The following is a 13,304-nucleotide window of genomic DNA, read 5'->3' as shown; positions in this document are numbered from 1 at the left end:
ACCCGTCGGCTCCCACTTCCGGGCTCCGCCGTCTTGCCGAGGCCAGCCGATGGGCGCCCCCGGGGGAATCGGCCAACCTCAGGCCGGCAGCGGCGTGCGGCGGCGCAGCCGCATCCAGCCCTCGGCCGAATAGACGGCCAGCCCGGCCCAGATCAGCACATAGCCCGCCACCTTGGGGCCTGCGAACGGCTCGTTATAGAGCCAGACGCCCAGCAGCAGCTGCAGCGTCGGGCTCACGTACTGCAGCAAACCCAGCAGCGACAGCGGAATGCGCCGCGCGCCGGCGCCGAACATCAGCAGCGGCAGTGCCGTCAGCGGGCCGGCCAGCACCAGCAACAGCTGCGTACCGGGCGATGCGGCCAGGAACGCGTTCTGGTGCGCCGAAGCCAGCCACCCCAGATAGCCGAGCGCCAGCGGAAACAGCAGCAGCGTCTCCAGCGTCAGCCCTTCGAGCGCGCCCAGGGGCGAGGTCTTCCGTAGCAAGCCATAGAACCCGAACGAAAACGCCAGCGCCAGCGCGATCCACGGGAGGCTGCCGGCCTGCCACGTCAACCACGCCACGCCGGCGGCGGCCAGCGCCACCGATACCCACTGCACTGGCCGCAGCCGCTCGCCCAGCACCAGCGCGGCCAGCATCACCACCACCAGCGGGTTGATGAAGTAGCCCAGGCTGGCTTCGAGCACGTGGTCGTGGTTGACCGCCCAGATGTAGGTCAGCCAATTGGCGGCCAGCAGGCTGGTACTGGCTGCGTAGCGCCCCACCACGCGCGGCTGCGTGCGCAACGCCCAGAGCCAGGCCCAGTGCTGCTTCACGAGCAGGATCACCACCATCACCGCCAATGACCAGATCACCCGGTGCGAGAGGATCTCCACCGGCGACACGGCCTTGAGCAGCTTGAAGTACAGCGGAAACAGGCCCCACATCGTGTAGGCCAGGAAGGCGAAGATCACGCCGTTGCGAGTGGACCCCGACACATTCATCCCCATCAGCCCCAGAGGCGCAGTACGGTAAATACGCCCATGCCGACGATCACCATGCCAAGCATGCGCCGCGTTGCCACATAGAAGGCGGTTGCGGCAATGCCGGCCATCAGGCGGGGGTTGGTCCAGCTCGCTTCGAGGTGGCCCTGATTCCAGAGCAGATCGGGCAGCACGATCGCCATGAGCGCGGCAGCCGGCGCGAAGCGCAGCGCATGCTGCAGGCGCGCCGGCAGCGTCATGCGGTCGCCCACCGCCAGAAACAGCGAGCGCGTGACGATGGTGACCACCGTCATGCCGGCAATGACCAACCAGATGTCCAGTGCGCTCATGCGTCGTCCTCGTTGGAAGGCATCTGCGCAGCGCGACGGCGCTGCCATTGCAGACGCGCGGCGGCCTCGTCGGCGGCCAGGCCGGCGGCCATCGCGCCGGTTACCGCAATCACCAGGCTCAGTCGATAGGGCAGCTTGAACGCCACCAGCGCCAGCACGGCCGCCACCGCCACCGCCATGAGGGTGGCACGGCCTCGAATGGTCGACACCATGACAGGAATCAGCGCAAGCGTCCCGGCCAGTGCCAGGCCCCACGCATCCGGAAACAGGCTCGCCGCGACGATGCCCAGGATGGACGACACCTGCCAGACCACGAAATTCAGCAGGACCATGCCCCAGTAGTAGCCCTCCTTGCCGGCCTGCGGCGCGGCCGACGGGTACTGCTGGGTGAACAGCACAAACGGCAAATCGCCGTTGAACGAACCCAATATCACCCGACGCAGGAATGGCAGATGCGCAAAATGCTGCATCAGCCCCGCGCCGAAAATGACAAAGCGCACGTTGACGATAAACGCCGTCAGCAGCACCGTCCAGATCGGCAGCCCGGCCGCCAGCAAGGGCAGCACCGCCAGTTGCGACGACCCCGCGTAGACGAAGATCGACATGCCGATCGCCTGCGGAATGGTCAACACTGACTTGCTCATCGCCACGCCGGTCACCGCGCCCCACGTGAACACGGGCAGCGTGGACGGGGCATACGCGCGCAGGCCGGCGATGAAGCCGGCGCGCTCGCCGGGGTCGATCGCTTCCCAACGGCGCTGCAGCGCGGCCGCCCAGCGGACTAGCGCCATGACGTCCTCGCAAGCGGCGGGGTCATTTCTTTTCTGCGGACCGGGTGGAACCTGCCAGCCGGGCGCAAACGTTTAGCTGTCGAGGGCGACATGTGGAGCTCGTAGGAAACACGCGATTATACTTTTGATGTTAAGCAGTTGCTTAATGCCCATGCGTTCCGATGCGCGTGTCTCGTGTTCCGTGCCGCGATTCGTGCTGGGCGCCACGCAGTGCAACAATCGGCGTTGGCGCGCCCGCGCCCACCCCTTACAATTTCGCCTTTGTCGGCACATCAAGCGTGGCTGACCCTGTGCAGACCACGCCGGCATTCCTCACTCACCATGACCACGCAAACCGCACCCACGATCGAAATCGGCGCAGACGACCTGCCGCTGCACTGCCCGACTGCCAAGACGCCGGCCTGGAACTACCACCCGCGCGTGTTCCTCGACATCGCCGACACGGGCGTTGCCAAGTGCCCGTACTGCGGCACGGTCTACAAGCTGGCTCCCGGCGTTGAACTGAAGGGCCACCATTGAGCTGTGTTCACCCGCTGACCGCCTGCAACCTTCTGCCGGCGAGTCGATGATGCGCAAGATCCTCGTCGTTGCCCCCAACTGGATCGGTGATGCGCTAATGGCGCAGCCGCTGTTTGCGCAGCTCAAGGCGCGGCATCCGCGCGCGCAGATCCACGCAATCGCCCCGAAATGGGTGGCGCCCGTGCTCGCGCGCATGCCGGAAATCTCCCGCGTGCTGCCCACCGACCTCGCACACGGCAAGCTGCAGCTTGGCAGCCGCACGATGTTCGCGCAGCAGCTCAAGAACGAAACCTTCGATGCGGCCTACGTGCTGCCGAACTCGTTCAAGAGCGCGCTGATCCCCTGGCTGGCCGGCATTCCGCTGCGCATCGGCTACAAGGGCGAATCGCGGCTGGGCGTGCTGAACGTGCGTTATCCGAATCCGCCCAAGAACTCGCGGCCGCCGATGGTGCAGCACTATGCGGCGCTGGCCTTCAAGCCCCACGCCAAGCTGCCCGACACGCTGCCCGACCCGAAGCTGAACGTCGACGTGCAACGTGTGATGGCCACGTCGGCCAAATTCGGTCTTCCGGGCAATGCACGGCTGATCGCCTTCTGCCCCGGCGCGGAATTCGGCCCCGCCAAACGCTGGCCCGCCGAGCACTTCGCAGAACTTGCGCAGATGGTGCGTCGCTCGTTCCCGTATGCGCAGATCGTCGCGCTCGGTTCAGGCAAGGACCGCGAGATGGCCGACGCCATCGTCGAGCGCGCGCCGTTCGTGCGCAACCTGTGCGGCGAGACCTCGCTGGACGAGGCCATCGAACTGCTCGCCCGTGCCGAAGCCGCCGTCTGCAACGACTCGGGCCTGATGCACGTGACCGCCGCCCTGGGGCGCCCGCAGGTGGCCGTCTTCGGCTCGAGCGACCCGCGCCACACGCCGCCCCTGTCGCCCGCTGCGAGTATCATGTGGCTCCATCTGGAATGCAGTCCGTGCTTCGCGCGCGAATGCCCGCTGGGTCACCTGCGCTGCCTGCGCGACATCGGCCCCGAGATGGTGTTTCACGAATTGCGCCGGCTGCTGCAGCCGCAGTAACGCTCTCCTTCCACATCACCGCCATGCCACGATTTGCCCGCCTGTTCGAAGCCGCCGAGGACATCCTCGAAGCCTATCGCGAAGCGCTCAAGCGCCGCGATGCCGATGGCGCGCTCAAGCTGTGGCTGGATGAGGATTCGGTGAGCTTCATCCTGCCTGACGGCCAGCGCCTGCACGGCCACGAGCAGCTGCGCGGCTGCCTCGATGCGCTCGTCGAGAAGAACCCAGTCTGGATCGAATGCCTCTCGCAGCAGGTGCATTCGTCGCTGGGCGTGTCGATCTTCGAAGCGACCGAGGCGCTGCGCTTCTCCGCCACGGCCACCGAGGCCGACCTGTACGTGCACACGACCTACGTGATGATGCAGAACCACGAAGGCTGGCGCATCGCCCATGTGCATTCCAGCCAGGCCGCCGAAGAGCGCGTGGCTGCGTCCATCGCCAGCGTCACGCATTCCCTGCACTAAGCGCGCCACGCCAGGCGTGGCCGCCGACTGTTCCTGATGACTCACCCGTCTCGCCACGCCACTCCCCTTGAACTGAATCTGGGCGCTCTGCTCGCCGGGCCGTTCGAGCCGCACGCGTTCCGCTCGCCGTGGTGGCTGATCGGCGGCAATGCGCAGACCATCGTGCCCGCACGCCTGTGGCGCTTTCCGCGCATCACGTATCGGCGCGAGCGCTGGGATACGCCCGATCACGACTTCGTCGATCTCGACTGGACCACGCACGCAACTGAAGCACACGCGCCGCTCGTCGTCATGTTCCATGGCCTGGAGGGCGATTCGCGCAGCCACTACGCGAGCCTGCTGATGGATGCACTGCGCGCGCGCCGCTGGCCGGGCGTGATCCCGCACTTCCGTGGCTGCTCGGGGGAGATGAACCTCGCGCCGCGCATGTACCACTGCGGCGACGGCGCCGAGATCGCGTGGATTCTCGAGCGTCTCTATCGGACGGTCTGCGTGCCGCAAGGCCGCAAGCTGCTGGTCGTCGGCATCTCGCTGGGCGGCAATGCGCTGCTGCGCTATCTCGGCGAACATGGCGCCGATGCCCGCTACGTGAGCGCGGCGGCAACGGTCTCCGCGCCGCTGGACATGCGGGCCGGCGGCGCTGCGCTATCCACGGGCTTCAACATGGTCTACACGCGCATGTTCCTGCGCACGCTCAAGGACAAGGCCAACGCCAAGCTCGACCAGCATCCCGGCCTGTACGACCGCGCCGCCATGATGGCCACGCGCACGCTGGGCCAGTTCGACAACCTCGTCACGGCGCCGCTGCACGGCTTTCGCGATGTGCTCGACTACTGGACACGCGCCTCGTCCAAGCCCGTGCTGCGCGAGGTACGCGTGCCTTCTCTGGTGCTGAACGCGCGCAACGATCCGTTCCTGCCCGGCCGCTTCCTGCCCGGCCCGTCCGACGTCTCGCCCGACATCGAGCTGGACCAGCCGCTGCATGGCGGCCATGTCGGCTTCCTGCTGCGCCATGGCAATACGGGCCGCGTCGATTGGATGCCCGCGCGCATCCTGCGCTTTTTCGATGACGTGCTCGGCCGTCAACCGGATGCAGGTGAAGCCCGTGGATGAGATCGTCCGCCAGGCCATGGCCAAGTGGCCGAACGTGCCGAACTGCTTCGGCTGGCTGGCGCTGGACCGGCGCGGCCAGTGGCGCATGCGCAATGAATACGCGCAGCAGCACAAGCTGGCGGGAGACCCGATCCGCCACGCAGCGCTCATCGACTTCATCGTGCGCAACTACACGCATGACGATACGGGGCGCTGGTTCTTCCAGAACGGGCCGCAGCGGGTGTTTGTGGAGCTCGACTACACGCCGTGGGTGGTGCGGCTGTCGCCCGAGAGCGGGCTGCCCGCGTTGACCACCACCACGGGCGCCGCGTTCTCACCGAGCGGCTGCTTTGTCGACGAGCACGGGAGCGTGCTGCTCTCCGGCCATGTGGCCGGACTGGAAACGCAGGAAACCGTGGCCCTGCTGCACGATCACGACCTGGAGCCGTTCTCTTCACTAGCGCAATGGCATGGGCAAGCGTGTAGCGCAGCCCTCGGCACGTTGCCTCTGGGCGGCCGGACGTTCGACATCGAGCCGATCCGCCACGCAGAAGTAGCGAAGCGCTACGGCTTCGTGGCGCAGCCGGCCGAATAGCGCCGCCCTATTTCGGCAGCAGCTTGTCTTCTGCCTTCTCTTCCTTGTACTGCCGCTCCATCTGGTGCAAGCGCGCATCGACCTCGGAGAGCGTGTAGAAATCCGCATCCCCCGCGCCGCGTGCGAGCTTCAACTGCTCAACCGCCGCGCCCCACGCTCCATCCCGCGCGTACTTCTCGGCCAACGCACGATGCTGCTCGACACGCTTGCCCTTGTCGGCATACGCGCGTGCCAGCAAGTCCCACCAGACCGGTTGGGCGGTGTCTTCGCGAGTCTTGTCCTTCAGATACGGAATGGCGTCATCCGGCCGGCGCGCCGCCAGCAGCGTCTGCGCATAGGTGATGCCCACCGCGCGTGAGAGCGGATACGCAGTCAACGCCGCGCGCGCCAAGGCCAACGCCTCGGGCGCACGATCACGGGCACGCGCCAGTTCGATGGCGGTCACATCCAGCTCAACGCTGCCCGAGGTGATGCCGGGAATGTTGCCGTACAGGCGCCGCGCTTCCTGCAGCGCCTGCTCGGCTTCGTCGAGCCGGCCGGCCATCTGGTTGGTCACCGCTACGCCGTACCAGAGCGCGGCGCGCTTCTCGATCGGCGCAGCCGGCGCGGAAGACAACTGCGAGCGCATCGCATTGCGCACGTCGATGTAGCCGCTGGTCGACGTCTCTTGCAAGACACGGGCACGCACTTTGGCAAAGCCGAATTCCGGGCGATGCGGCTGGCGCGGATGCGGCAGGCCACGCGCGCGGTCTTCCATGTCGGCGATACGCTCGCCGGTGAGCGGATGGGTGCGCGCATAGCCGGGGATCACGCCGGTGTCGGCAATATTCGTCACCCGCTGCAGGCGACGGAAGAAATCGGGCATGCCATCGGGGTTGTAACCCGCGCCCGTCAGCAGCGTGAAGCCGACGCGATCCGCCTCGCGCTCGGCACCACGCGAGAACGCCAACTGGTTGGACACCGCCGCCGCCTGCCCGCCCATGGCCAGCGCCTGCGCCGCATCACCGCTCTTGGTGGCTGCAAGACCCGCCAGCAGGATCGACGCCAGCGCAATCCACATCGACTCGCCGGACTTGTCGATCCCGCGGGCGATATGCCGCTGCAGCACGTGGCCGATTTCGTGGCCGAGCACCGAGGCCAGTTCCGATTCGCTCTCGGTCGCCACCAGCGTGCCCGTGTTCACACCGATGTAGCCGCCAGGCAGCGCAAACGCATTGATGCCCGGATCGCGCACGGCGAACAGCTCAAAGCTCGACGCCGAGGAGCTCCCGCCCACCCGCTGCCGGCGCGCGGCTTCAATCAGCTTGTAGCCGATGCCGTTCAGGTAGTCGGTGAGCAGCGGGTCGGGCACGTAGTCCGGATCGCGGCGGATCTGGCGCATCACGCGGTCGCCCAGGCGGCGCTCCATCTCGGGCGACAACGACGCGGTGGACGGATCGCCCATATCGGGCAATTCGTAGGTCGGCGCATCAACGACGGTGGGATCTTTCGTGAGATACGGCGACTGCCGGCCAATCTGCACGCTGCGATTCAGGTTGCTCTGCACCTGATCGGCCGCCGCGGCGGAGCCGAGCCCCGGATTGGCCGTCGCCCCAGGCGCAGATGCCGCCCCCTGCGCCAGTGCGGGCAGGGACAGCGGCGCAAGCCACGTCAACAACAGCACAGCAGCCGTCAGCTTGTGCACACGCGGCAGAGACAGGAGAGGCGTCATACGGAGAACACAGTAAGCGGGATCAGCGCGGCCACCTCGTCGGGCGCCGGTGGCTTGCTATCATAAAACGCTTCGTACTCTGCCCCGCAAAACGCGCTGTCACCCATGTCGCAACTCACCCATTTCGATTCCGCCGGACAAGCCCACATGGTCGACGTCGGCGACAAGGCCGTCACGCACCGCGTGGCGGTGGCCACCGGCACGATCCGCATGCTGCCCGAGACGTTTGCGCTGGTGCGCGACGGCACCGCCAAGAAGGGCGACGTGCTCGGCATCGCACGCATTGCGGCGATCCAGGGTTCCAAGCGAACGTCGGATCTGATCCCGCTGTGTCACCCGCTGGCGTTGACCAAGGTGGCGGTGGAATTTGCGCTGGATGAGGCTGCACACACCATCCGCTGTACCGTTCGTGCGGAGACGCATGGGCAGACGGGGGTGGAGATGGAAGCGCTGACTGCGGTGCAGGTGGGGCTGCTCACCATCTACGATATGTGCAAGGCCGTGGATCGGGGGATGGTGATCGGGGATGTGCGGTTGATGGAGAAGCGGGGGGGGAAGTCTGGTGAGTGGGTGGCTGGCAACGTTAAGTAATTGTTTTTTCAGTCTTTTTCTCGACACCGCCACTTGTCCGCACGACCACTGACCGCACCGCTGATCTGATCGCAACGGCTGCTGCGAAGTGACGAAAAGTCGATCTTGTCCAAATTCTGTCCAAGTGGAGACAGAAGATGGCATCCATAAGACATCGAGGAAACAAGTGGCAGGCCCGGATTACGCGTAAAGGCTTCCCACCAGAAGTAAAGACCTTCAACACCCGCAAAGAAGCCGAACAGTGGGCGCGATCTGCGGAAGCGGACATGGATCGCGGAAGCTTCGTCAGCCGCAGCCAAGCCGAAGCCAACACGCTCGAAGACATCATCGACCGTTACATCACTGACGTGTGCCCCACACAGCGCGGCGGCACTGACGCAGTAATTCGGCTTCGCGCCACTTGCCGCAACACGCTGGCGAAACTCAGCATGGCGGCACTGACGCCGAAGGTCTTGGCGGCTTTCCGGGATGAACGGCTGAAGCAGGTAAAACCTGCGACGGTGATCCGGGATTTGGCATACCTATCGGCAATCATCAACCATGCCCGTCGCGAATGGGACATCAACATCACCAACCCCGTCGCACTGATTCGCAAACCACCGACACCACAGGGCCGAGACAGGTTACTGCTGGCCGATGAAGAAGATCGGCTGCTTGCGGCATTGGCACCTACCGGTCGTCGTAGTCCGTGGCTTCGACCGATGATGATTCTGAGTCTTGAGACGGCAATGCGACGCGGTGAATTGCTGCAACTTCGCTGGTCGAACATCAATCTCGAAAATCAGACCGCATTTCTTCCGATGACCAAGAACGGAACTGCCCGAACTGTGCCGCTATCTCGGAAGGCCGTGGACCTGCTGCGAGAACTGCCACGGTGCATTGATGGTCGAGTGTTTCCTGTCAACGCACCAGCGCACCATGCGGCGTTCAAGCGGGCATGCAAGCGTGCCGGACTGGTGGACTTGCACTGGCACGATCTGCGTCATACGGCGATCACGCGACTGGCGGCGAAGCTTCCCAACCTCATTGAACTTGCTGCGGTATCAGGGCATCGCAACTTGGCAATGCTGAAGCGGTACTACCACCCGTCTGCCGTTGAACTGGCGAAGAAGATCGGCTAAGCGGTCCGACATGTGCAACAAAAGGACATTGGGTACGCTGGTGCCCTCCTCATTGACCCGTTGGTCTGGCCGCACCCTTATCCCGAGATGACCGAAGAAGAAAAACTATCCGCGACACTGGATCGCACCGCGCAGTTGCATGAAGCCGTAGCAGCGCACGTGGACCGCATCATTCCTTGCCCTGAAAAGCGATTCGTTGTTTCGTTTCAAGCCGGGATACTGTCGCTGGAACACGCGATGGGTGCGCTGGTTCTCATCGATAACGGGTTGTTCGCTTCGGGCATTGCCTTGGTGCGACCTCAGTTCGAAACACTCGTCCGTGGCATCTGGTTGCTTTATGGCGCCACAGAAGAGTGGGTGGACAAGCTTAGTGAACCGCTGACCGTGAACAGTGCCCGACAGGCGAACGAAGGGCCTTCTCTGTCCGAAATGCTGAAGAAGTTGGATAGCAGCAAGGTGCAGCCACAGTTGGTTGATCAACTGAAGCAATTCCATGAAGTGGCATGGAAGGCGCTGTGCAGTTACACGCACGGTGGCATCCATCCGCTATCCAGAACACTTACCGGCTACCCAGCACCGCTTGCAACTGACGCCCTGCGGAACTCCAACGCACTGGTTTCCATCACGGCACAGTTGGTATCGATACTGTCCGGTGATCCAGAGAACATGCATCCAATCCGCAAGTTGTACGTGGATTTCGCCGACTGTCTGCCGCTTGTCCCGCCACCCGTGCAAGCTTGATCCGGCACGGAATTGGGGACATGGTGTGGTGTCAAAGGCATGTCTCCATTGTCGCGGATTGACCGCTCATGAGGGTCGCCTGATACTGTACATCCATACAGTATCTGCGCATCATGGAAACCCCCCCGCCACCCCACATCGTCCACAAGTACCGGTATCTGGATGCCAAGACCGGTCAGTGGAGAATGACCCGGCACCACATGAGCGCCGATCAGGCCGCAAAGTTCTTCGCCGGTGACTGGAACCCTTATCTGAAGGTCGAGCGATGGGAACCGGTGGAGTGCACGCGCGAAGATCGTGGCACTGGCTATCCGATGCATGGGCCGGGGATTCAGTGCAACCCGCCGAAGAGCACGCCGCCTCCACCAAGCAGGCTCACGGTCGATGAAATTCGTGCGATATGGGAACGGAACAAGTGTGAAGATGTGCGGCGTCTGATGTGGGAGATTTGGTATCTCCGAAGCACTGTTGAATACGCCAGATACGTTGCTGAATGGTGCGAATGCGCCGACATCGAACCGCCGTTTGACAGGCGCTTCACAGGGCTTCGCATGGCACTCGCCAGCCACCCATCCCCGGCGCCGCTGGAATGGACTAGTGCAGAACTGGTGATCATGAAGCGCACCGCCCGAAGACGGCGCTGATCTATCATGGCCGCACCACTTCGGGGACCACCATGTGTTACTCCGCCCGTATTGAAGCCGACTACCGGCGCTTCGTGAAGGAGTACGGCGCCATCATGTCGCTGGATGACTTCACGCGGATGATCATGGAGTACTTCCGCAATCCCAAGATGCGTGTCCCGAAGGCGATGACGGCACCGTTCCTCGTGTCACCGGAGACGGACGAGGAGCGAAAGATTGCCGAGGTGCTGCGTGCACGGATGGCCGCCGACGAAATCGAACTTCTGCAAGAACTCGCCAAGCAGACGGAGCGATTGGAGAAGGCCAAACAGGCGCTGGCAATAAAGGCGACCAAGAAGGCTGCCGAAGATGTGCGCATCGCAACCAACAAGATCGAAGCAGCCAAAGGCAAGCTGGAAGACCTCAACAGCACCGAACTGAAGCCGCGTGATTCGCGCATCTATCCGGGCTGGTACGCACCGGTAATGGTGATGGAGAACGGTCGGCGTACGGTCAAACCAATGCGGTACGGATGCAGGCCAGCAGGTAAGCCAGCCTTCTATGACACCAAGTATCCCGGCACGTACAACGCACGGCGGGACAACCTGCGTGGATTCTGGAAAGAACAGTACGGCCACACCCACGGCCTGATTCTGGTTGATGCCTTCTATGAGAACGTCACCCGCGAAGACGGGTCGAACGTGGTGATGGAGTTCCGGCCCGATCCGCCACAAACACTGCTGGTTGCATGCCTGTGGTCGCACTGGACCGAACCCGGACAGAAGGACTTGCTCTCGTTTGCAGCCATCACGGACGACCCGCCACCGGAAATTGTGGAAGCTGGACACGACCGATGCATCGTGCCGATCAAAGCCGAGAACATTGATGCTTGGCTAAATCCCGATTCGAAGAACCTAGACGCGATGGATGCGATTCTTGAAGATCGGGCCGCGCCGTACTACTTGCACAAGTTCGCGGAGTAACGGTGTGTCGCCCGACCAGCAACACTGATGCAGTACGCGTTGCATCCGCCAGCACTATCCATCTTTCGCACGTAGCGGCGGTGTCGGGCATCTCCTTCATATTCATCGTTCCCGCACAGTGGCGTGATCTGCCATTCATGGAACCGCTCCAACCCATGGCAGGTTTCTGCCTTTGCCGCGCCAAGGCGTCGGGCTATATTGGGCCATCTTTACCTTCAGGATTCCCCGATGACCAACGAGTTGGACGTAGTCAAAGTCCTTGTGAACAAGACCCTCGTACAGGGCAGCGCCAAAGGTGCGGAAAAGCTTGATGCATTTTCGGGCTGGATGTTGACAGCGTTTGGCGCCATGCTTGCCTTTTTGCTTGGCAAGATTTCGGACCTTTCCCCTTATCTTGCGAAGGCAACATTGCCCGGACTAGTGCGCCTGTTCCTAATTGCACTGGTGGCTGGCGTTCTGGCCAAGTACGCTGCCATGGTTGTGTCGGTTCTTGGTGCCAGCACGGAGGCGGGCGAAAGCGCAGTCAAATCCATGGGCGGCAACCCTGTGAATGTTGACTCTCTCATGGCCGAATATGACAAGACCGCGTGGGGACTGAACGCATGGGCAGTGCGTTGGGTCGTTCGACGTATGCGCGTAAGGGACTTCACCTGTACAGGCCGTATAGCCAATCGCATCTTGCAACTGCAGGCGGTCTTGTCCGCCTGCCAATCGGGCGTATGCCTGTATGCAGTGTGGGTCTTGTATAGGGGCCTGACCATTTGACGCCGGTTTTGATGGCACCGCCAGCCGGAAACGCCGGTAGCTTCACCGGATTGGCGCAATGCCTTCGGAACCTTCACCCACCCGTCTAGAACGCACTGCTGTGAGTACGGTACTGTTTGCGACGGTATCGTGAAGAACGGCGGTGCGTAGTTCAACGGGTTTTTCGCCCCGCATCATGACGGCCATCGTGACGGTTCGGGGTCGATCTTGAACAGTCAGTGCAGCAGTTCGCCGCTGGCTGGCACCAAATCCATATCGGCAGGCTTCCCGTCCGGCGCACCAAAATGAATCAGCCGGTCCTCGTTGAAGGTCTGGACAACATATTCCAGCATCAAGCCGAATTGGTTGACCACCGCCATGAAGTTTGCGGGAACCAATCCCCCGCTGAACGGCAATACATACATCACGGTCAGGTCTTCGTCTGGGTCGATGGTGAAGACCGGCAAAAACACGTTCTCGTTCAGTCGCCGTGCGAGTTCGTGCTTCTGGCCGATGGTGGCGTGCTGATTCAGGGGAAGGTACGTGGCGAACCGGATGAACTTCCGGTCAGTGATGAGGGAGATACGAAACCCCAACCCCTTCGGCGACCGTATCCAGATGCCGTCAGGTTGCACTTCATGGGGTGTCAAGCCGCTGTCGCTGATGTGTGCGGCAAGGCTTTCGATGTTGATCTGTTGCTCAGTGAAGGTCTTCGGCAATAGGCGCTCCGGTTCGTGTAGTAAGTGGGGACAAAAAAAGGACGCCGGAAGGCGCCCTTGGCTCTTTATGGCGTGATAGTCGATCCAGTCAAACCTATATGTGTTAACGCGCGAGCAGAATTGACCCACTTGGCGGGGTGATTTGCATCGAAATTTGACCCACGTGATTGAATGTCCTGCTCAATCTTTGAGCAGGGGATACAGAGGTGATCACGGTGGGCATGTTGG

Annotated in this window: 16 protein-coding genes; 11 read left to right on the top strand and 5 right to left on the bottom strand. The window is 62.9% G+C overall.

What is annotated here, in order from left to right; translation table 11 throughout:
* Positions 1-78 precede the first annotated feature (78 nt).
* Genes rarD through NG900_RS25255 form a run of 3 tightly spaced genes read right to left on the bottom strand, consistent with a single transcriptional unit; the run spans position 79 to position 2,101 of the window.
* Positions 79-981: an EamA family transporter RarD gene (gene rarD, locus NG900_RS25265; protein WP_252684923.1), complete on the bottom strand. Its 903-nt coding sequence runs from the start codon at positions 979-981 to the stop codon at positions 79-81.
* Positions 982-986: 5 nt separating this feature from the next.
* Positions 987-1,310: an AzlD domain-containing protein gene (locus NG900_RS25260; RefSeq protein WP_252684921.1), complete on the bottom strand. Its 324-nt coding sequence runs from the start codon at positions 1,308-1,310 to the stop codon at positions 987-989.
* On the bottom strand, positions 1,307-2,101 hold the full coding sequence (locus NG900_RS25255) for an AzlC family ABC transporter permease (protein ID WP_252684919.1): 795 nt from the start codon (positions 2,099-2,101) through the stop codon (positions 1,307-1,309). The genes NG900_RS25260 and NG900_RS25255 overlap by 4 nt, the downstream gene beginning before the upstream one ends.
* 321 nt (positions 2,102-2,422) lie before the next feature.
* Between NG900_RS25255 and NG900_RS25250 the strand changes: the two genes are divergently transcribed.
* The 5 genes from NG900_RS25250 to NG900_RS25230 are packed head-to-tail and all read left to right on the top strand — an operon-like array spanning position 2,423 to position 5,843.
* Positions 2,423-2,620, top strand: a complete 198-nt coding sequence (locus NG900_RS25250; RefSeq protein ID WP_252684917.1) for a zinc-finger domain-containing protein — start codon at positions 2,423-2,425, stop codon at positions 2,618-2,620.
* Positions 2,621-2,666: 46 nt separating this feature from the next.
* On the top strand, positions 2,667-3,692 hold the full coding sequence (waaF, locus tag NG900_RS25245) for a lipopolysaccharide heptosyltransferase II (RefSeq protein WP_252684915.1): 1,026 nt from the start codon (positions 2,667-2,669) through the stop codon (positions 3,690-3,692).
* Between the two features lie 23 nt (positions 3,693-3,715).
* Complete coding sequence (locus tag NG900_RS25240) at positions 3,716-4,156, top strand: YybH family protein (RefSeq protein ID WP_252684913.1); 441 nt, start codon at positions 3,716-3,718, stop codon at positions 4,154-4,156.
* 36 nt (positions 4,157-4,192) lie between these two features.
* Positions 4,193-5,269 carry a YheT family hydrolase gene (locus NG900_RS25235; protein ID WP_252684911.1) on the top strand — a complete coding sequence of 359 codons (1,077 nt, stop codon included), beginning with the start codon at positions 4,193-4,195 and terminating at the stop codon, positions 5,267-5,269.
* Entirely contained in the window at positions 5,262-5,843 is a 582-nt protein-coding gene (locus NG900_RS25230) for a DUF2946 family protein (protein ID WP_252684909.1), read from the top strand. The genes NG900_RS25235 and NG900_RS25230 overlap by 8 nt, the downstream gene beginning before the upstream one ends.
* A gap of 7 nt (positions 5,844-5,850) precedes the next feature.
* On the opposite strand, the gene NG900_RS25225 is transcribed toward NG900_RS25230, so the two are convergent.
* A complete protein-coding gene (locus tag NG900_RS25225) occupies positions 5,851-7,554 on the bottom strand; it encodes a beta-barrel assembly-enhancing protease (RefSeq protein WP_252684907.1) in 1,704 nt (567 codons plus the stop codon).
* A gap of 105 nt (positions 7,555-7,659) precedes the next feature.
* On the opposite strand from NG900_RS25225, the gene moaC reads away from it, so the two are divergent.
* From moaC to NG900_RS25195, 6 genes are all read left to right on the top strand, one after another.
* Positions 7,660-8,145 carry a cyclic pyranopterin monophosphate synthase MoaC gene (moaC, locus tag NG900_RS25220; protein WP_252684905.1) on the top strand — a complete coding sequence of 162 codons (486 nt, stop codon included), beginning with the start codon at positions 7,660-7,662 and terminating at the stop codon, positions 8,143-8,145.
* 137 nt (positions 8,146-8,282) lie between these two features.
* The gene (locus tag NG900_RS25215) at positions 8,283-9,266 is read left to right on the top strand and encodes a tyrosine-type recombinase/integrase (protein WP_252684903.1); all 984 of its coding nucleotides are present in this window, start codon (positions 8,283-8,285) and stop codon (positions 9,264-9,266) included.
* An 87-nt stretch (positions 9,267-9,353) separates the two neighbouring features.
* Complete coding sequence (locus tag NG900_RS25210) at positions 9,354-10,007, top strand: DUF6988 family protein (protein WP_252684901.1); 654 nt, start codon at positions 9,354-9,356, stop codon at positions 10,005-10,007.
* A gap of 113 nt (positions 10,008-10,120) precedes the next feature.
* A complete protein-coding gene (locus NG900_RS25205) occupies positions 10,121-10,651 on the top strand; it encodes a hypothetical protein (protein ID WP_252684899.1) in 531 nt (176 codons plus the stop codon).
* A gap of 32 nt (positions 10,652-10,683) precedes the next feature.
* A complete protein-coding gene (locus NG900_RS25200) occupies positions 10,684-11,613 on the top strand; it encodes an SOS response-associated peptidase family protein (protein WP_252684897.1) in 930 nt (309 codons plus the stop codon).
* Positions 11,614-11,841: 228 nt separating this feature from the next.
* Entirely contained in the window at positions 11,842-12,378 is a 537-nt protein-coding gene (locus tag NG900_RS25195) for a hypothetical protein (RefSeq protein ID WP_252684895.1), read from the top strand.
* Between the two features lie 215 nt (positions 12,379-12,593).
* Here NG900_RS25195 and NG900_RS25190 read toward each other — a convergent pair whose 3' ends face one another.
* Complete coding sequence (locus NG900_RS25190; protein WP_252684894.1) at positions 12,594-13,076, bottom strand: YbjN domain-containing protein; 483 nt, start codon at positions 13,074-13,076, stop codon at positions 12,594-12,596.
* Positions 13,077-13,304: the final 228 nt, after the last annotated feature.

This window comes from Ralstonia soli, assembly GCF_023955655.1.
Classification (GTDB): Bacteria; Pseudomonadota; Gammaproteobacteria; order Burkholderiales; family Burkholderiaceae; genus Ralstonia; species Ralstonia soli.
Note: the sequence above shows the minus strand (reverse complement) of the source record. Positions and strands in the feature narration are given on the sequence as shown.

What these genes read in the sequence shown, in the direction of transcription:
- rarD (WP_252684923.1), bottom strand. Translation starts at nt 981, where the DNA reads ATGAATGTGTCGGGGTCCACTCGCAACGGCGTGATCTTCGCCTTCCTG.
- NG900_RS25260 (WP_252684921.1), bottom strand. Translation starts at nt 1,310, where the DNA reads ATGAGCGCACTGGACATCTGGTTGGTCATTGCCGGCATGACGGTGGTC.
- NG900_RS25255 (WP_252684919.1), bottom strand. Translation starts at nt 2,101, where the DNA reads ATGGCGCTAGTCCGCTGGGCGGCCGCGCTGCAGCGCCGTTGGGAAGCG.
- NG900_RS25250 (WP_252684917.1), top strand. Translation starts at nt 2,423, where the DNA reads ATGACCACGCAAACCGCACCCACGATCGAAATCGGCGCAGACGACCTG.
- waaF (WP_252684915.1), top strand. Translation starts at nt 2,667, where the DNA reads ATGATGCGCAAGATCCTCGTCGTTGCCCCCAACTGGATCGGTGATGCG.
- NG900_RS25240 (WP_252684913.1), top strand. Translation starts at nt 3,716, where the DNA reads ATGCCACGATTTGCCCGCCTGTTCGAAGCCGCCGAGGACATCCTCGAA.
- NG900_RS25235 (WP_252684911.1), top strand. Translation starts at nt 4,193, where the DNA reads ATGACTCACCCGTCTCGCCACGCCACTCCCCTTGAACTGAATCTGGGC.
- NG900_RS25225 (WP_252684907.1), bottom strand. Translation starts at nt 7,554, where the DNA reads ATGACGCCTCTCCTGTCTCTGCCGCGTGTGCACAAGCTGACGGCTGCT.
- moaC (WP_252684905.1), top strand. Translation starts at nt 7,660, where the DNA reads ATGTCGCAACTCACCCATTTCGATTCCGCCGGACAAGCCCACATGGTC.
- NG900_RS25215 (WP_252684903.1), top strand. Translation starts at nt 8,283, where the DNA reads ATGGCATCCATAAGACATCGAGGAAACAAGTGGCAGGCCCGGATTACG.
- NG900_RS25210 (WP_252684901.1), top strand. Translation starts at nt 9,354, where the DNA reads ATGACCGAAGAAGAAAAACTATCCGCGACACTGGATCGCACCGCGCAG.
- NG900_RS25205 (WP_252684899.1), top strand. Translation starts at nt 10,121, where the DNA reads ATGGAAACCCCCCCGCCACCCCACATCGTCCACAAGTACCGGTATCTG.
- NG900_RS25200 (WP_252684897.1), top strand. Translation starts at nt 10,684, where the DNA reads ATGTGTTACTCCGCCCGTATTGAAGCCGACTACCGGCGCTTCGTGAAG.
- NG900_RS25195 (WP_252684895.1), top strand. Translation starts at nt 11,842, where the DNA reads ATGACCAACGAGTTGGACGTAGTCAAAGTCCTTGTGAACAAGACCCTC.